Below are 16877 nucleotides of genomic sequence, written 5' to 3' on the forward strand. Positions count from 1 at the left end.
TCCGACGCACAGGTAGCCTGGATTCGTGTTCAGCAACATCGGCTGGCCCGAGATGATGATTCTGCTCGTCGCCGCCCTCGTCATCCTCGGCCCGGAGCGTCTGCCCGGCGCCGTGCGCTGGACCATCGACAGTCTGCGTAAGGTCCGCGACTACGCCAGCGGGGCGACAGCGCAGCTGAAGGACGAACTCGGTCCGGATTTCGAGGATCTGCGCAAGCCACTGGCCGACCTGAACGAACTGCGCGGGATGACGCCGCGCTCGATGGTCACCAAGCACCTGCTGAACGGCGACGATTCGGTGCTGCGCAACCTGGAGAAGGCCGTGCCGACCAAGGACGATCTGTACGGCACGAGCAGTGGCATGCCGGACTATCCGATGCCGAAGCTGGAAAAACCGTTGGAGCGCAACGAACGTCCGCCGATCGACTCCGACGCCACCTGATCGGCGTTTCGCCCGGCGAGTCCGCGCGAAACGCCGTCGAGCCGAAACAGACTGAGCCGTCTGGTAGTACGCGATGTCAACGAGACTAGACCCGCGAGGCTGTCGAGCTGTCTAGACTTCGCACATGTCGGCCGATGACGTGGCGCGAGTCTTCGCAATCGAGGACAAGGTCGAGAGACTCAAGGCGGCCACCGACGGGGTGGCGGCGGCGCAGCAGACGATCAACGAACTCACCAGGATCCGCAGGGCGGTCATCCGGGAACTTCACGCCGAGGGCTGGACCTTCGCCAGAATCGGTGCGGCGGCGGGTCTTTCCCGTGCCCGCATCCATCAGGTGAGCACCCAGGGCCCGGCCCCGGAAGGGCTGTTCTTCGGCCACGGGACGCTCACCGTGCTGGTACCGGAGGTGCGCGCGGGCCGGGTGCTCGGCGCGCCGGATCCCGGTGCGGCACACCGGCTTGTCGAACTACTGCACGAGCTCGGGTTCGCCGCCTCGATCGAACGGTTCCTCCCGGGCAGGCCGGTGGACCTGAACCGGGACGGGCTGATCGTCGTCGGCGGACCCGAATTGTCCCCCAGCGTGCGACAACTCATCGCCGCCGATCCTCGGCTGCGCCGTGCGGTGGCCAGGGCGGGCGACGCGCGCCGCGGCATCGAGGACAGGGCCGCTCGGCGCGTGTACCGCCCGGGCGGCCCCGACCCGCACGACATCGCGTACCTGGCCCGCCTGCCCCGGCCCGACGGTCGCGGAACGTGTCTGATCATCGACGGACTGCATCCGCCCGGATCACTCGGCGCGGTGCGGCTGCTCGCCACCCGGCTGGCCACGCTGCACGAGCGGGCGGCCAACCACCTCTTCTCGGTCCTCATCGCGGTGCGCTACGACCGAACCACCGGCGAGCCCGTGGACGTCGACCTGCTCACGCCCGTGTACCGGCACGACGCCGATCCCCGGCCGATCAACGCCCGGCCGCGGCGGTGATGCGAATCGATAACCGAGGACCGCCGTTTCCCTTGTCGCGTGCCGGGTTTGCGCGGAATGACCGGCTATTTCCGCAGTGTGTCGCATGTCACGCGACCCTGTGGGTTACAGATACCCGCTCGATGTTTAGATAGCTAGTAGATAACTATTTGTTCGAGTAGGTGAGTGCCCAATGTCTTCCACTATCGAAAGCCGCGCATTCCGGGGATCGGTTGCGCGCGAGGCTGATCCGGGCGCTCGTTCGGGGAGGACGCGATGAACACCATCGTGATCGTCGGTCTGGCCGTCTTCGTCGCCATCACCGTCGGCGTGCTCGTCGCGGTGCTGCGGCGGCCGAATTCTTCGGAGCAGTTGACCGTCGCGGCGATTCAAGCTCGGCTCGCCGACGAGAAGGGGCGGGACTGCGGAGAGGCGGCCGACTCGCAGGCCGAAGGCGAGCTGGCGGCGGCCGAGGTGTCCGGCGGGGAGTCTCGCAGCGAGTCCTGACTTACGCCGCTGCTCGCGACGGGCGCAGCGTGTTCATCGGCGGCCGGTCGGTCAGGCAGACCTCCGTGCTGTGCGCCGTGAACGCGTCACCGACGAGAGGGAATTGGGTGAGGGCGGCGCCGGAGTCGGCGATTCCGCTGCGGCCGAGAACGGTGCCGAGGATCTGGCGGCTCATCACGCCGAGGTCGCCGAGCGGGCGGTTGCGGTGGGTCCGCACACCCAGGTTGACCTGGCCGATGGCCGACATGCCGACGCGGTCGTAGGTGTCGAGCAGCAGGCCGATCTCGACGCCGTAGCCGGGGGCGAAGGGCACCGAGGTGAGTAGTTCGCGAGTACCAGCGTATTCGCCGCTGAGCGGTTGCAGGACCGCGCAGAGTTCCGGGCGCAGCGCGGCGAGCAGCGGACGCGCGACGAGCTCGGTGACGCGTCCGCCGCCGTGCGCGTCCACCGCGCCGCCCTGCCGCAGCGGGCGGCGGTAGTAGGCCTTCACCAGGTGCATGTCGTCGTTCAGCAGCAGCGGGCCGAGCAGTTTCGGCACGAAGGCCGGGTCGGGGTCGATGAGATCGGAGTCGACGAACGCGATCAGGTCGCCGCCGGTGACCGCGAGCGAGCGCCACAGCACCTCGCCCTTGCCGGGCAGCGGATCCAATTCGGGCACCGCCTGCTCACGGCTGATGACCTCGGCGCCCGCAGCGCGGGCTCGTTCGGCGGTGGCGTCGGTGGAGCCGGAGTCGAGCACGACCAGTTCGTCGACCAGCGTGCCGAGCAGCGGCCGGATACTGGCCACCACCTCGGCGACCGTGCGCTCCTCGTTCAGCGCGGGCAGCACCACCGACACGGTGCGCCCGTCCTTCGCGTCGACCAGCTCGTCGACCGTCCACTCGGGGGTGTCCCAGGTATTCGTGCTTACCCAGGCGGACTCGCGGTGTTGGATTTTCATACCAGACCTCGCAGGGTTCGTGCGGGGGGCCGGATGCCCTGGATCGCGGCGATCATGTCCACGACACGCCGGGTTTCGGCGACCTCGTGGACGCGGAAGACTCGGGCGCCGACGGCGGCGGACCACGCTGTCGCCGCCAAGGTGCCCTCCAGCCGCTCGGAGAGCCCGACACCAAGAGTCTCCCCGATGAAATCCTTGTTGCTCAGCGCCATCAAGACCGGCCATCCGGTATTTACGAGAACGTCTACTCCCCGCAACAGTTCGAGCCCGTGATAGGTGTTCTTGCCGAAATCGTGGGTGGGATCGATCAGGATCGAATCCTTGCGCACCCCCGCCGCGAGCGCGTCCTCGGCGGCCCGGACCACAGTGTCGGTGACTTCGCTCACCACATCGGTGTAGCGGACCCGATGCGGGCGGGTACGCGGCACCGCGCCGCCGGTGTGGCTGCACACGATGCCGACACCGAGGTCGGCGGCCACCGCGACCAGATCGGGATCCGCGCCCGCCCAGGTGTCGTTGATCAGGTCCGCGCCTTCGGCCACCGCGGCCCGCGCCACCTCCGACCGCCAGGTGTCGACGCTGATCAGCAGCTCGGGAAAGGCGGCGCGGATCGCCGCGACGAACGGCACCACCCGGCGCGTCTCCTCGGCGGCGTCGACCACGGTGCCTGGTCCCGCCTTCACTCCCCCGATGTCGACGAGATCGGCGCCTTCGTCGACGGCGCGGGCGACCGCGTCCATGGCCGCCGCGTCGGTGAAGGTCGCTCCGCGGTCGTAGAACGAGTCGGGGGTCCGGTTGACGATCGCCATGACCAGCGCCCGATCCGTCGCCACCGGTTTGCCGCACAGCGTGGGAGGCGGTACGGCGGGCGGGCTGAACATGCCCTCGACTGTAGCGGCTCGGCTCTTCGGCACGCGGCCCGCGGCGCAGTCGTCGTACGCAGCACGATCGCCGCACCGCTTTTCGTCGTGCCGTCGACGCCGAACACCAGTGCGCTCGACGGCCTCGTGCCCGCCGAGCGCGCCCTCGACCTCGGCGGGTGGCCACGGCGTTCACCACACTGTCCAGCAGTACGCACAAGCACCTGGTCACGGTGGTGATAGTCGAGCAGCCGACCGTCGCGCCGTCTGCGCGTCTCGTCCTCGACGCGCTAGCTCAGGCCCGGCATAGGTTCCGGTTTCAGCGCCGCGAACGCGGCGGACAGGTCGTTGGCCACGGTGATCCGCTCCATGGCGAAGCGGGAGACGAACTTTCGCTCGTAGAGTTCGTCGATCCACCGGAAAAGGCCGTCGTAGAAGCCGTTCGGATCGAGCACGACCACCGGCTTGGCGTGCTGGCCGAGATAGCCGCCGGTCCAGGTCTCGAAGAACTCCTCGAGCGTGCCGATCCCGCCGGGCAGTGTGAGGAAGGCGTCGGCGCGGTCCTCCATGACCTGTTTGCGCTGGCGCATGGTGTCGGTGACCACCAGTTCGTCGGCGTCGACGTCCGCGACTTCCTTGTGCACCAGAGGTTTCGGGATCACGCCGATGGTGTTCGCGCCGCCCGCCCGTGCCGCGGTGGCGACGGCGCCCATCATCGAGACGTGGCCGCCACCGGACACCAATTGCCAACCGCGCCGGGCGATCTCGGTGCCGACCCGGGCGGCGAGCGCCAGTGCACCGGAGTCGGCGGTGCTCGCCGAGCAGTAGACGCAGACGGCATACGGGACGGTGACCTCGAGCGGAACCTCGGTCACCACTTGTCCTCCGTGCCGAGGGTGTCGATGTCGGAGCGTTCGGCGGCCGCCCGCATGATGATCTCGACGACCTCGTCCACGTGATCGGTGACGTGGATCAGGTCGAGATCGGCCGGTGCGATCTTGCCCGACCCTTGCAGCGAACCGCGCAGCCAATCCACCAGTCCCGACCAGTATTTGGTGCCGAAGAGGATGATCGGGAAGCGGGTGATCTTGCGGGTCTGTACCAGCGTGAGCGCTTCGAACAACTCGTCCAGAGTGCCGAAACCGCCGGGCAGGCAGATGAAGGCCTCGGAATACTTCACGAACATCGTCTTGCGGACGAAGAAGTAGCGGAAGTTGATGCCGAGATCGACCCATTCGTTGAGGCTCTGCTCGAACGGCAGCTCGATGCCGAGGCCGATCGAGTAGCCGCCCGCCTCGCACGCGCCGCGGTTGGCGGCCTCCATCGCACCGGGGCCGCCGCCGGTGATCACCGCGAAACCGGCCCTGGCGAGCGCGCCGCCGATGGCCATGCCCGCCTGGTATTCGGGGTGGTCGATCGGCGTGCGCGCGGAACCGAAGACCGTGACCGCGCGCGGCACCTCGGCCAGCGCGCCGAAACCCTCGACGAACTCGGCCTGGATGCGCAGCACCCGCCAGGGGTCGGTGTGCACCCAGTCGCTGTCCCCGCGCTGATCGAGGAGGTTCCGGTCGGCGGTACCCCCGGGTTTGCGATCGCGGCGGAACATTATCGGTCCGCGGAATTTCGCTGTCGACTTCGGCTTACTGGCGACCTCGTGATCGGCGGCGTCGGTGGACATGCGCTCCACGCTACCGGGCCGTACGCGCCGCGGGCGGTGCGAGTCGGTGAACGTGCGGCACACCCGCGGTGTCGGATACCGGTGTCACACTCCGGGGTCCCGCGTCGTCGTCTTGGTGAGTCGGAACGACACCGGCGCAGCGAATCCGACGATGGGAGATCACCATGACCATTCTCGTTACCGGCGGCACCGGCACCCTCGGCAAGCACGTCGTCCCGCTGCTCCGCGCCGCGGGCCGCGATGTCCGGGTGCTCAGCCGCGCACCGCGTCCGGCCGCCGCGGGCATCGAGTACGTGACCGGCGATCTGCTGACCGGCGCGGGCATCACCGCGGCAGTCGCGGGCGTGGACACCATCCTGCACCTGGCGGGCGGGCCCAAGGGCGACGATGTGGCAACCCACAATCTGGTCCAGGCCGCGCAAGGGGTGCGGCACCTCGTGTACATCGGCGTCATCGCCGCGGAAGAGTTGCCGCTCGGCTATTTCCGCGCCAAGTACGAGGCGGAACAGGCCGTCATCGGCTCGGGTGTGCCGTACACCGTCCTGCGCGCGGCCCAGTTCCACGACTTGGCGCTGAAGACCGTGCGCGCCATGGCGAAGCTACCGGTCGTTCCGGCGCCGGGCGGGTTGCGGTGGCAGTCGGTGGATTCGCGCGAAGTGGCGGCGCGGCTGGTCGACCTGACCCTCGACGAGCCCGCCGGACGCGTCGCCGATCTGGCCGGGCCAGAGGTGCGCACGCTGAGCGACATGATCCGCGACTACCTGCGTGCCACGGGCAAGCGTCGCGCGCTGCTGCCGGTGCGCGTTCCGGGGAAGGTCGGCCGTCTCTATCGTGCGGGCGCGAACTTGAACCTGGACACCGCCGAACAGGGCAAGCGCACCTGGGCGGAATTCCTCGCCGAACAGCTCGCGAAGGATCAGGCTGCGCCTGTCAGGTAGTTGCGCAGCATGGCGGCGACCGCGGTGATCTGGGCGGTCGGCAGGTGCTCGTCGCGCTTGTGCGCGAGGTTGGGGTCACCGGGGCCGAAGTTGACAGCGGGGATGCCGCGGGCGGCGAAGCGGGACACGTCGGTCCAGCCGTACTTCGCGCGCACCCCGCCGCCGCCGTGGCCGTTCACCGAGGCGATCAGATCGGCGGCGGCGGGCGCGGTGAGACCCGGGAGCGCGCCGGGCGCCGCGTCGACGAGGTCGATCGTGGCGTCGATACCGTCGAAGACCTCGCGCACGTGGCCGATGGCCTGGTCGATATCGCGGTCGGGCGCGAAGCGGAAGTTCAATTCCATCTCGGCGGCGTCGGGAATGACATTGCCCGCCACACCCGCGAACATGCTGGTCGCCGAGAGGCCCTCGCGGTAGAGACAGCCATCGATGTCGACCTGCCGCGGCTGGTAGGCGGCCAGCCGTTGCAGAACGGGGGCCAGTCGGTGAATCGCGTTGTCGCCCATCCACGAACGCGCCGAGTGCGCGCGCACGCCCGTGGTGGCCAGCCTGGCACGCAGGGTGCCCTGGCAGCCCGCCTCGACCCAGCCGCCCGAAGGTTCGCCCAGGATCGCCAGGTCGCCCTCGAGCCATTCGGGCAGGTCGCGCTCGATGTGGCCGAGGCCGTTGTGTTCGGCGGCGATCTCCTCGCCGTCGTAGAAGATCAGTGTCAGGTCGTGCACCGGCTCGGCGATCGTCGCGGCGAGATGCAGGAACACCGCGTCACCGGATTTCATGTCGACGGTGCCGCAACCGTAGAGCAGCTCCTGGCCGTTCTCGTCCTTGTCGAACCGGCTGGGCACGTTGTCCGCGATCGGCACGGTGTCCAGGTGCCCGGCCAGGATCACCCGCGTCGGCAGGCCCCGATCGGTCCTGGCCAGCACCACATTCCCGTGCCGCACGACCTCGAAGCCCTTGGTCTGCTCGCGCAACGCCCGCTCGACGACATCGGTGATCGCCTTCTCGTCCAGTGACACGCTCGGGATGTCGACGAGCGCGGCGGTGAGAGCGATGGGATCGGCAGACAGGTCGATGGTCACGCTCTCAGCCTACGAGCGAGGTACCGCGGCTCCCCAGCCCGGAGGTGGCGCACCGCTGGGAGCGATCGGTCGGTAACCTTTCATGACGTGAGCATTCAGGGAGCAGCAGCAATCGGTATCGCCAACGTGACCGCGGACGGAACCGTCCTGGACACCTGGTACCCGAACCCGGAGCTCGGTGAGTTCGGCGACACCGGCACCAAGCGCCTGGACGAGGCGCCCGCCGAATACGCCGCGCTGCTCGGCTTCGACGAGGCGCGCGGCGTCGACGTGGTCGCGGTGCGCACCGTCATCGCCGACCTGTCCGCCGCCCCGGTCGACGCGCACGACGTCTACCTGCGCCTGCACCTGCTCTCGCACCGGCTGGTCGAGCCGCACCAGGTGAGCCTCGACGGCCAGTTCGGCCTGCTCAGCAACGTGGTGTGGACCAACCACGGCCCGGCCGCCGTCGAGGGCTTCGAGGCGACCCGCGCCAAGCTGCGCGCCCGCGGCCCGGTGACCGTCTACAGCATCGACAAGTTCCCGCGCATGGTCGACTACGTGGTGCCCTCCGGCGTGCGCATCGGCGACGCCGACCGGGTCCGCCTCGGCGCGCACCTGGCCTCCGGCACCACCGTGATGCACGAGGGCTTCGTCAACTTCAACGCGGGCACCCTCGGCGCCTCCATGGTCGAGGGCCGGATCTCCGCGGGCGTCGTGGTCGGCGACGGTTCCGACATCGGCGGCGGCGCGTCCACCATGGGCACCCTCTCGGGCGGCGGCACCACCGTCATCTCCATCGGCCAGCGCTCCCTGCTCGGCGCCAACGCGGGTCTCGGCATCCCGCTGGGCGACGACTGCGTGCTCGAGGCCGGTCTCTACCTGACCGCGGGCACCAAGGTCGCCACCCCCGACGGCACCGTCGTGAAGGCCGCCCAGCTGAGCGGCCAGAACAACCTGCTGTTCCGCCGCAACTCCCAGACCGGCGCGGTCGAGGTCGTCCACCGCAAGGGCACCGGCATCGAGCTCAACGCGGACTTGCACGCCAACGATTAAGGACGGTTGCGGCCTTAAGGGGTGATGGCGGTAACTCCTGGCAGATCATCGAACTTCGCCTTGACATCAAGGGATACGACGGTGCGTGCGGTCTCGACCGCGTGGGCGGCGATGATGAGATCGTGCGCACCGCGCGGTCTACCGGATCGCCGGACCTGGGCCAACAGCTGCGCGTGGTAGGTAGCCGTGCGCTCGTGGTATTCGAGCACCTCGATTTCACTGAGGAGTAGGTCCAGTCGTCGTGCTCGGGCAGCCGCCCGTTCGGCCGTATCAGCCAGCTCGATACCCACGCGAAACTCGGCGACTGTCACCGCGGCGACCGCCAGTTCGTCGTCGTCGAGAGCTGCGCGGTCGACAGTTCCCCGTTCATAGGCGATCAGCACGCCAGTGTCGAGGATCAGGCGTCGGCCCACGGGTCCCCCATGTCATCAATGACCATCGACACGCCCGCGGCTATATCGGCCGCGAAGTCGTCGTCGAAAGGCGGCACCTCGGAATTCTCCAACGAATGCCGCAGGGTTCTGCCGGTCTTCTTCGTGGGCGGCGCGATGGTCGCCACCGTCCTTCCGTGCCGGACGATCGTGATCGTTTCGCCGTGCTCTGCCCGATTCAGGACAGCCGAGAAGTTACGGGAGGCTTCGGCTGCAGTCATCGTGGTCATAGAATCAGATTATCTGAATCAGCTGCTGGCGACAACGACCATCAGCCGAGCTGCTTCTTCTGCACCTTCCCCATCGCGTTCCGCGGCAACGCCGCGACAACGCGGACCTCGCGCGGCCGCTTGTGCGCCGAAAGCTGCTCGGCCACGTGATCGATCAGCTCTTTCTCGATCGACGCCTCCGCCTCGCCCCGTAACACGACGAACGCGACCACCCGCTGCCCGAGATCGTCGTCGGGCAGACCGACCACCGCCGCCTCGGCGACCGCCGAATGCCCGAGCAGGGCCGTCTCGACCTCGCCCGCGCCGATCCGGTAGCCGCCGGACTTGATCAGGTCGACCGATTCCCGGCCGACGATGCGATGGAAGCCGCCGTCGTCGATGGCGGCCACGTCGCCGGTCTTGAACCACCCGTCCTCGGTCCAGCTTTCGGCCGTGGCGTCGGGCCGGTTCAGATATCCGCCGAACAGCATCGGCCCGCGCACCTGCAACCCGCCGATGCTCTCGCCGTCGTGCGGCACGGGCGCTCCGGTCTCGTCGCGCAGCCTCGTCTCCACGCCGCGTACCGGCGTGCCGACCCACCCCGGACGACGTTCGCCGTCGGCGCGGGTGGACAGCGTGATCATGGTTTCGCTCATGCCGTAGCGCTCGATCGGTGCGTGCCCGGTGAGTTCACGCAGCCGCTCGAACACCGGCACCGGCAGCGGCGCGCTGCCCGACACGAGCAATCGAGCGCTGGCCAGTTCGCGTGCGGCATCGGGGTTTTCGACGACGCGCGACCAGACCGTCGGCACGCCGAAGTACAGCGTGCCGTTCGCCTCGGCGTAGGCCTGCGGTGTCGGCTTCCCGGTGTGGATCAGCGGGCTGCCGACGCGCAGCGCGCCGAGCACGCCGAGGATGAGCCCGTGCACATGGAACAGCGGAAGACCGTGCACCAGAACGTCTTTCGCGGTCCAGCCCCAGGCTTCGGCGAGTGCGTCCAGTCCGGCGGCGATCGCGCCGCGAGTCAGCACGACACCTTTCGGCGCACCGGTGGTCCCGGACGTGTAGAGCACGAAAGCCGTTGTCGCCGGGTCGGGTTCGGGATAGGTGTGCCACGACCTCGCGTGCATGCGGACCGGAACCACCGGCAGATCGGTGCCCTCGGGCGCGTCACCCAGCCATGCCTGCGCGCCGGAGTCGGCCAGGATGTGCGCGAGTTCCGCGGCCCCGGAATCCGGCGGTACCGGCACCACCGTGACGCCCGCGATGAGGCAGCCGACCACCGCGAGGACGGTGCGCGCGGTCGGCCGGGCCAGCACCGCGACCCGGTCGGCGCGCGCGATGCGCTCGGCCACCGAGGTCGCCGCGCCGAGCAGGTCGCTGCGCGAGAGCGTCACGCCATCGATGGTGACCGCGTCCGGAATGTCCGCGCCCGCAGCGACCGCGGCCGAATTCAGGGAACGGAGCAGCAGGGAGGGACCGAACGACATTCGCCCAACCTACTGCGTGCGCGCCGCGGACCGTCAGCGCGTCACAGCTCGGCTTCGACGCGTTGTGACCGTTGACACACCGAAGAGACGGTGAGAAGGTCATAGTACATCCTTCTCAACGAGGAGAACGGGGTCGAACGATGACCAGCCCCCTTCGCGCACCCGCGCTCACCAAGTCCGACGACGATTTCGACATCCGCGGCCACCTCGACGGCTCCGCCGCCTTCTTCGGCGCCGCCGCGAACGTCATCATGCAGCTCAGCGCCCGTCCCGTCGGCTACGGCGTGCTGGAGAGCACGGTCGACAGCGGCAAGATCACGCTGCACCCGGTGAAGCGCACCCGCACCACGCTGACCTACCTGGCCGTGGCGATGCTCGGCACCGACGACGAACGCGCGGCGTACCGGGCGGCCGTCGATCGCGCGCACCACACCGTTCGGTCCGGCCCGACCAGTCCGGTGAAGTACAACGCCTTCGACTCCCGGTTGCAGCTCTGGGTTGCGGCTTGCCTGTATTGGGGCGCGCGGGATCTGCACGAGCGCATGCACGGACCGATGGACGACGCCACGGCGGACGCGTTCTACCGCAACGCCGAACGTCTCGGCACCACGTTGCAGATGCGCCCCGGCCAGTGGCCCGCCGACCGCGCCGCGTTCGCTCGGTACTGGGCCGAGCATCTCGCGGCGACCGTCATCGATCCGCCGGTCCGCGACTACTTCTGGGACCTGGTGAACCTGCGGATGTTCCCGCGTCCGGTTCAGCTCGCCTTCGGCGGCCTGCACCGCTGGGTGACCGCGGGGCTGCTGCCGGAGCATTTGCGCGACCAGATGGGCATGACCTGGACCGAGCGCGACGACCGACTCCTCGCCACGCTGCTCACCGCCGTCGGCGCGGTGGAGGGCCGGATGCCCAAGGCCGTCAAGGCTTTCCCGGTGAACGCCTTCCTCTGGGACATGCGCCTGCGCCGCCGCCTCGGACTTCCGCTCGTCTGAGCGAACCGCCGCCTTCGCTCCGGCCGTGCGTGGGCGCGCGCTTATATCAGTTAATACACAGCATCCCCATTACGCCACGCCGGAACCGAGCGCCCGCGTACGCTTTGCCTCCTGAATGAAGGCACGACATCGGAGGTCGAACGCCGGGAGGCAATCGTGATCCATCGGATGATCGTCGCGTCACTCGCCGCGGGAGCGCTGTACGCCCTGGGCGCCGCAGCATCGGGCACATCGCCCGCAAACGCTCAGCCAAATGGGGAGGAGACCCCGTCGCGCACCTCGATCGCCGTGCGATCGAGCGTCGGCGCGTCGTGGGGAACCGCGAACCAGCACGAGATTCGCGGCGCCCTTTCGCTGTCCAAGCTCTTCCTCGTCGACTACGCGCTGCGCCACGGCGACGGTTCCGCGACCGATCGCGAATGGGGCGAGCGCATGATCCGCTTCTCCGACGACGGAGCGGCCGGAGCCATGGAAGGCAAGTACCCGCAGGCCATCGATGCCATCGCCGCCGAGTACGGCCTCGCCAACACCCGTTCCGGCGCGGGCGACTGGAGTACCGCGACCACGACCAGCGCCGATGTCGCGGACTTCCTGCACGCCAAGCAACTCCAGGATCCCAGCTCGCCGATCTTCCAGTGGATGGCCACGGCGGGCGACACCGCCGCCGACGGCACCGCGCAGAACTGGGGCACCGCGCAGCTGCCCGGCGTGCTCGGCACCAAGTGGGGATGGTCGGATGTCGGTGCGCCCGAGGTGGCTTCGGCCTCCTACGGAACCGGGTTCACCGTGGCGGCGCTCACCTGGGGCACGTCCGCCGACCAGACCGCCGACGTACTCGGCGCACTGCCGAGCGTGGTGGCCGATGTGCTCGGCGTGCCAGTCTGGCTCGTTCCGCGCTGAGTCGGCGCGGCTCGAATCGCTGGGTTCCGGGCGTCAGCGCACCCGGAACGAGACGACCACGTGGTCGCGGGCGAACTCGCGCAGGGCGGCGTCGTCGCCGAACGGGATGACGGTCTGCGGTGTCAGCGCCAGCGACACCGCGGTCCGCGCGATCATCTCGGCCAGCGGAGCTGGATCGTACGCGGGGAGTTTGCCCTCCTCTTGAAGACGCGTGACGAATTCGGCGACGTAGTCGCGCCCGAGTTCGATGATCGGCGCGCCCTTCACGGTGAGGAACGGAAGCACCAGCTCGGGTTCGGTGGCGAGCAGCCGGTGCACCAGCTGGTTGCCGCGCAGGCCGTTCACGAACGCGACGAACAGCGCGACGATCTGATCTTCGGCGCTGGCGTCCCGGTCCACCTGACCCTGGAGCACGCCGTCCACCTCATCGATGAACTCGCGCGTCTGACGTAGCGCGACGCCCTGGATGAGATCGGATTTGCTGGCGAAGCGCCGATACAGCGTGGCCAGCGAGAGACCGCACCGCCGGGCCACTTCCACCATGCTCGTGCGCTTGATGCCGAAATCCAGGAAGGCCACCAGCGCGGCGTCCAGCACCCGCGCCTGATTGCGATCTTCCGGGCCGGAGTTGCGCACCAGCGGCAGCAATTTGGTGAAGCTCGCCATGTCTCCCACCCTATCGTCCGGCGAAACGATGACAACGTCAGCATCGCATACCTTCACCGCACCGGACCCGAGTGGCACGCGCCTTGGCGGTGCGAATGCGGAGGTCCGCAATTGACAGCGTCCGCCCTCAGATGACAAGGTGAGCCCCTGACCTTCTCATCACTTCACTCCGGTGAACGGAAAGACGAGGACGACGATGACCGCGCCCCTTCGTGCGACGACGCCCGAGCCGGTGCCCGGCAGCCGCTACGGCACCGCCGAGGACTTCGACATCGAGAAGTACTGGAGCGGCGTCGCCGCCTTCCTCGGCGGCACCGCGAACGTGATCATGCAGCTGAGCCTGACCCCGGTCGCCTACGGCGTGCTGGAGAGCACCGTGGATTCCGGCAAGGTCACCCTGCACCCGTGGAAGCGGCTGCGCACCACGCTCACCTATCTCGCCGTCGCCCTGATGGGCACCGAGGAGGAGCGCGCCGCGTACCGCGAGGCGGTCGACACCTCACACCGCAGCATTCGGTCCAGCGCCGAGAGTCCGGTGAAGTACAACGCCTTCGATCCCAAGCTCCAGCTGTGGGTGGCCGCCTGCCTGTACTGGGGCATCGTGGACCTGGAGGAACGGCTGCACGGCCCGCTCGACGCGGCGAGCGCGGACGCGTTCTACCAGTACGCCGCCCGGCTCGGCACCACCTTGCAAATGCGCGGGGAGCTGTGGCCCGCCGACCGCGCCGCGTTCGACGAGTACTGGACCACCAACCTGGCCACCAAGACCATCGACGCCCGCACCCGCGAATACTTCACCGGTCTCGTCGAGCTGAAGATGGTCGCGCCGCCGCTGCGCCTGTTCGCACCGGTGCAGCGATTCATCGTCGCGGGCCTGCTGCCGCCGCACCTGCGCGCCGAGATGGGGATGCGCTGGACGCCGCGCCAGGATCGCGCGCTGGCTCTGCTGCTGCGCGCGATCGGCGCGGTGCACCGCCGACTTCCCCAGCGGCTCAGGCTCTTTCCGATGAACTTCTACCTGTGGGATCTGCGCAGACGGCGCAGGTTGGGCAAGCCGCTCGTCTGAGGCGTACCGGTCCCTCAGGCTGTGTCCGAACGGCCCGCCACCAGCGCGCGCAGGAAGAACCGCATGTTGGCCGGTCGCTCGGCCAGCCTGCGGGTCAGGTAGCCGTACCACTCGTCGCCGTACGGGACGTACACCCGCACCGCGTGCCCAGCCGCCGCCAGCCGCAGCTGCTCGGCGTCGCGCACTCCGTACAGCATCTGATGCTCGAATGTCCCTGCGCTCCGGACCGTTTCGGCGGCCAGGTGTTCGGCGGCCAGCACGAGTGCCGGGTCGTGGGTGGCCACCATCGGGTAACCCGCGCCGCGCATGAGGATCTCCAAACAGCGCAGGTACGAATCGGTCACCTCGACATCCCGCTGATACGCCACCGCCGCGGGTTCGCGATACGCGCCCTTGCACAACCGGATTCGCGAACCGGGACCCGCGAATTCGGCGCAGTCGTCCCTGGTGCGGTGCAGGTACGCCTGAAGAACCGCGCCGAGCAACGGGAATTCCGGCCGCAGCTCGCGCACGGTGGCCAGCGTGGCGTCGGTCGTCGTGTGGTCCTCCGCGTCGACCGTGACCCACACCCCCGCCTCGGCGGCCTTGGTGCACACGATGCGCAGGTTGTCGGTGGCGATGGCGGGACCGTCGCCTGGCAAGGCCTGCCCGAGCGCGGACAGCTTGACCGACACCTCCACCGGCACCGCGACGCCCTCCGGCTCGACGGGCCGGTCGGCCGCGGCGAGCTCGTTGATCAGCGAAAGATATTCCGCGACGGTCGCATCGGCGCGGGACCGATCGGTGGTGTTCTCGCCGAGGTAGTCGACGCTGATCAGCCTGCCGCTGCCGAGCAGCGCCCGCACCACCGGCGCCAATTCCGCCCGAGATTCACCCGGCACGAACCGGCGGACGATATCGGCGGTGAGCTTGGTCCCGGTGAGCGCGCGCTTCATCCGCGGCGAAGCGGCCGCCGCGAGAATCGCCGGGCGCAGCGGGTTCATCGGTCCTCGAGAATGTCACGCATCACGCCTCCCTCTTCCGGCCGACGTGTCGGCGCCGCCGGTCTCACGAGTCCATGTGCGGGTACCGGTGCTGTACCGGTGGCACGAATGTCTCCTTGATGGTGCGCGGCGCCGTCCAGCGCAGCAGGTTCAGCGGCGAGCCCGCCTTGTCGTCGGTACCGGAGGCGCGCGCACCGCCGAACGGCTGCTGACCGACGACGGCGCCGGTGGGTTTGTCGTTGATGTAGAAATTGCCCGCCGCGAAACGCAGTGCGGCGCCCGCTTGTTCGGCGGCGTTGCGGTCGTCGGCGAAGATCGCGCCGGTCAGGGCGTAGGGCGCGGCCGACTCCACCTCGGCGAGAATCGCCGCGTACGAACCGGGTTCGGCGTCGTCGTAGACGTGCACCGAGAGGATCGGGCCGAAGTACTCGGTGGTGAACGACTCGTCGCGCGGGTCGTCGGAGAGCAGCACCGTCGGGCGGACGAACCAGCCTTCGCTGTCGTCGTAGGTGCCGCCGACCGGGATGGTGACGCCCGCGGCTCTGGCCCGTTCGATGGCAGCGACGTTCTTGTCGTAGGCACGCCGATCGATCAGCGCCCCACCGAAATTCGACAGATCGGCCACGTCGCCGTAGCTCAGCTCGGCGGTCGCGGTGAGAAAGTCGTCGCCGATGGTCCGCCACACCGAACGCGCGATGTAGGCGCGCGAGGCCGCCGAGCACTTCTGGCCCTGATACTCGTAGGCTCCGCGAATCAGCGCGGTGCGCAGGGCGTCCGGATCGGCCGACGGGTGCGCGACGATGAAGTCCTTGCCACCCGTCTCCCCGACCAGCCGCGGATAGCCTTGGTAGCGGCCGATATTCGCGCCGACCTGCTGCCACAGCGACTGGAAGGTCCGGGTGGAACCGGTGAAGTGGATACCCGCCAAGCGCGAATCGGTCAGCGCCACCTCCGAGAGCTGGATCCCGTCGCCGGTGACCATGTTGATGACGCCGGGCGGCAGGCCCGCCGCCTCCAGCAGCCGCATGGTGTAGAACGCGGCGAGCGTCTGCGTCGGCGAGGGCTTCCACACCACCGTGTTGCCCATCAGCGCGGGCGCGGTCGGCAGGTTGCCCGCGATGGCGGTGAAGTTGAACGGCGTGATCGCGTAGACGAACCCCTCCAGCGGCCGATAGTCCATCCGGTTCCACACGCCGGGACTCGACTGCGGCTGCTGGGCCAGGATGTCGCGCGCGAACGCCACGTTGAACCGCCAGAAGTCGACCAGTTCGCAGGGCGCGTCGATCTCCGCCTGCGCGACCGACTTGGACTGGCCGAGCATCGTCGCGGCAGCCAGCGTCTCCCGCCACGGCCCGGCCAGCAGATCGGCCGCGCGCAGGAAGATCGCGGCGCGATCGTCGAAGGGCATGGTGCGCCACCCCGGGGCGGCCGCGATGGCGGCCTCGATGGCGCCGTGTGCTTCGGAATGAGTGGTATCGGTGTAGGTCCCCAGTACGTGCCGATGCCGATGCGGTGCGACGATCTCGTGCCGCTCGCCGATGCCCGGCCGGTGCTTGCCGCCGATGACCAGCGGCACGTCGACGGATTCGGCGGAGATCTCGGCCAGCTCGGCCACCAGCAGCTCGCGCTCGCGACTCCCCGGCGCGTACGTGTGCACCGGCTCGTTGCCTGGCGTAGGGACAACCGTGACAGCGTCCATA

19 protein-coding genes are annotated in these 16877 nt (G+C 69.0%); 8 read left to right on the top strand and 11 right to left on the bottom strand.

Annotated elements, in window-relative coordinates; all coding sequences use genetic code 11:
- The first annotated feature begins 25 nt into the window (after positions 1-25).
- From tatB to T333_RS11580, 3 genes are all read left to right on the top strand, one after another.
- A complete protein-coding gene (gene tatB, locus T333_RS11570) occupies positions 26-442 on the top strand; it encodes a Sec-independent protein translocase protein TatB (protein WP_067788474.1) in 417 nt (138 codons plus the stop codon).
- Between the two features lie 124 nt (positions 443-566).
- Positions 567-1424: a hypothetical protein gene (locus T333_RS11575; RefSeq protein ID WP_355001859.1), complete on the top strand. Its 858-nt coding sequence runs from the start codon at positions 567-569 to the stop codon at positions 1422-1424.
- 255 nt (positions 1425-1679) lie between these two features.
- Entirely contained in the window at positions 1680-1910 is a 231-nt protein-coding gene (locus T333_RS11580) for a hypothetical protein (RefSeq protein WP_496424441.1), read from the top strand.
- Position 1911: 1 nt separating this feature from the next.
- On the opposite strand, the gene T333_RS11585 is transcribed toward T333_RS11580, so the two are convergent.
- From T333_RS11585 to T333_RS11600, 4 genes are all read right to left on the bottom strand, one after another.
- Entirely contained in the window at positions 1912-2850 is a 939-nt protein-coding gene (locus tag T333_RS11585) for a glucosyl-3-phosphoglycerate synthase (RefSeq protein WP_496424442.1), read from the bottom strand.
- Entirely contained in the window at positions 2847-3731 is an 885-nt protein-coding gene (gene folP, locus T333_RS11590) for a dihydropteroate synthase (protein WP_355001862.1), read from the bottom strand. Before folP ends, T333_RS11585 begins: the two co-directional genes overlap by 4 nt.
- 269 nt (positions 3732-4000) lie before the next feature.
- Positions 4001-4588: an LOG family protein gene (locus T333_RS11595; RefSeq protein ID WP_355001863.1), complete on the bottom strand. Its 588-nt coding sequence runs from the start codon at positions 4586-4588 to the stop codon at positions 4001-4003.
- Positions 4582-5388 (bottom strand): LOG family protein, encoded by an 807-nt coding sequence (locus T333_RS11600; protein ID WP_355001864.1) that lies wholly within the window; start codon positions 5386-5388, stop codon positions 4582-4584. Before T333_RS11600 ends, T333_RS11595 begins: the two co-directional genes overlap by 7 nt.
- Positions 5389-5546: 158 nt before the next feature.
- Between T333_RS11600 and T333_RS11605 the strand changes: the two genes are divergently transcribed.
- Complete coding sequence (locus tag T333_RS11605) at positions 5547-6326, top strand: SDR family oxidoreductase (protein ID WP_355002211.1); 780 nt, start codon at positions 5547-5549, stop codon at positions 6324-6326.
- Here the strand turns inward: T333_RS11605 and dapE are convergent.
- Entirely contained in the window at positions 6305-7405 is a 1101-nt protein-coding gene (gene dapE / locus T333_RS11610; RefSeq protein WP_355001865.1) for a succinyl-diaminopimelate desuccinylase, read from the bottom strand. The genes T333_RS11605 and dapE overlap by 22 nt on opposite strands.
- A gap of 87 nt (positions 7406-7492) precedes the next feature.
- On the opposite strand from dapE, the gene dapD reads away from it, so the two are divergent.
- Positions 7493-8440: a 2,3,4,5-tetrahydropyridine-2,6-dicarboxylate N-succinyltransferase gene (dapD, locus tag T333_RS11615; protein WP_355001866.1), complete on the top strand. Its 948-nt coding sequence runs from the start codon at positions 7493-7495 to the stop codon at positions 8438-8440.
- A 14-nt stretch (positions 8441-8454) separates the two neighbouring features.
- Here dapD and T333_RS11620 read toward each other — a convergent pair whose 3' ends face one another.
- The 3 genes from T333_RS11620 to T333_RS11630 are packed head-to-tail and all read right to left on the bottom strand — an operon-like array spanning position 8455 to position 10570.
- Positions 8455-8853: a PIN domain-containing protein gene (locus T333_RS11620; protein WP_496424443.1), complete on the bottom strand. Its 399-nt coding sequence runs from the start codon at positions 8851-8853 to the stop codon at positions 8455-8457.
- Complete coding sequence (locus T333_RS11625) at positions 8838-9101, bottom strand: type II toxin-antitoxin system Phd/YefM family antitoxin (protein WP_496424444.1); 264 nt, start codon at positions 9099-9101, stop codon at positions 8838-8840. Before T333_RS11625 ends, T333_RS11620 begins: the two co-directional genes overlap by 16 nt.
- A 41-nt stretch (positions 9102-9142) precedes the next feature.
- Complete coding sequence (locus T333_RS11630) at positions 9143-10570, bottom strand: acyl-CoA synthetase (protein ID WP_496424445.1); 1428 nt, start codon at positions 10568-10570, stop codon at positions 9143-9145.
- 140 nt (positions 10571-10710) lie between these two features.
- Here T333_RS11630 and T333_RS11635 point away from each other — a divergent pair, with 140 nt between their 5' ends.
- Together T333_RS11635 and T333_RS11640 are read left to right on the top strand one after the other, a co-directional pair.
- Positions 10711-11562: an oxygenase MpaB family protein gene (locus T333_RS11635; RefSeq protein ID WP_355001869.1), complete on the top strand. Its 852-nt coding sequence runs from the start codon at positions 10711-10713 to the stop codon at positions 11560-11562.
- A 156-nt stretch (positions 11563-11718) separates the two neighbouring features.
- The gene (locus tag T333_RS11640) at positions 11719-12462 is read left to right on the top strand and encodes a hypothetical protein (RefSeq protein ID WP_357250627.1); all 744 of its coding nucleotides are present in this window, start codon (positions 11719-11721) and stop codon (positions 12460-12462) included.
- Between the two features lie 33 nt (positions 12463-12495).
- Here T333_RS11640 and T333_RS11645 read toward each other — a convergent pair whose 3' ends face one another.
- Positions 12496-13128: a TetR/AcrR family transcriptional regulator gene (locus tag T333_RS11645; RefSeq protein ID WP_355001871.1), complete on the bottom strand. Its 633-nt coding sequence runs from the start codon at positions 13126-13128 to the stop codon at positions 12496-12498.
- A gap of 196 nt (positions 13129-13324) precedes the next feature.
- Here T333_RS11645 and T333_RS11650 point away from each other — a divergent pair, with 196 nt between their 5' ends.
- A complete protein-coding gene (locus T333_RS11650; RefSeq protein ID WP_355001872.1) occupies positions 13325-14194 on the top strand; it encodes an oxygenase MpaB family protein in 870 nt (289 codons plus the stop codon).
- 14 nt (positions 14195-14208) lie between these two features.
- On the opposite strand, the gene T333_RS11655 is transcribed toward T333_RS11650, so the two are convergent.
- Positions 14209-15177, bottom strand: a complete 969-nt coding sequence (locus T333_RS11655; protein WP_355001873.1) for a proline dehydrogenase family protein — start codon at positions 15175-15177, stop codon at positions 14209-14211.
- Positions 15178-15241: 64 nt separating this feature from the next.
- Positions 15242-16876 (bottom strand): L-glutamate gamma-semialdehyde dehydrogenase, encoded by a 1635-nt coding sequence (pruA, locus tag T333_RS11660; protein ID WP_357250619.1) that lies wholly within the window; start codon positions 16874-16876, stop codon positions 15242-15244.
- Position 16877 lies beyond the last annotated feature (1 nt).

This window comes from Nocardia sp. CNS-044, from assembly GCF_059570515.1.

Bases quoted from the DNA above. Each gene is read 5' to 3' on its own strand.
- T333_RS11575 (WP_355001859.1), top strand. From the start codon at position 567: ATGTCGGCCGATGACGTGGCGCGAGTCTTCGCAATCGAGGACAAGGTC.
- T333_RS11580 (WP_496424441.1), top strand. From the start codon at position 1,680: ATGAACACCATCGTGATCGTCGGTCTGGCCGTCTTCGTCGCCATCACC.
- T333_RS11585 (WP_496424442.1), bottom strand. From the start codon at position 2,850: ATGAAAATCCAACACCGCGAGTCCGCCTGGGTAAGCACGAATACCTGG.
- folP (WP_355001862.1), bottom strand. From the start codon at position 3,731: ATGTTCAGCCCGCCCGCCGTACCGCCTCCCACGCTGTGCGGCAAACCG.
- T333_RS11600 (WP_355001864.1), bottom strand. From the start codon at position 5,388: ATGTCCACCGACGCCGCCGATCACGAGGTCGCCAGTAAGCCGAAGTCG.
- T333_RS11625 (WP_496424444.1), bottom strand. From the start codon at position 9,101: ATGACCACGATGACTGCAGCCGAAGCCTCCCGTAACTTCTCGGCTGTC.
- T333_RS11630 (WP_496424445.1), bottom strand. From the start codon at position 10,570: ATGTCGTTCGGTCCCTCCCTGCTGCTCCGTTCCCTGAATTCGGCCGCG.
- T333_RS11635 (WP_355001869.1), top strand. From the start codon at position 10,711: ATGACCAGCCCCCTTCGCGCACCCGCGCTCACCAAGTCCGACGACGAT.
- T333_RS11645 (WP_355001871.1), bottom strand. From the start codon at position 13,128: ATGGCGAGCTTCACCAAATTGCTGCCGCTGGTGCGCAACTCCGGCCCG.
- T333_RS11650 (WP_355001872.1), top strand. From the start codon at position 13,325: ATGACCGCGCCCCTTCGTGCGACGACGCCCGAGCCGGTGCCCGGCAGC.
- T333_RS11655 (WP_355001873.1), bottom strand. From the start codon at position 15,177: ATGAACCCGCTGCGCCCGGCGATTCTCGCGGCGGCCGCTTCGCCGCGG.
- pruA (WP_357250619.1), bottom strand. From the start codon at position 16,876: ATGGACGCTGTCACGGTTGTCCCTACGCCAGGCAACGAGCCGGTGCAC.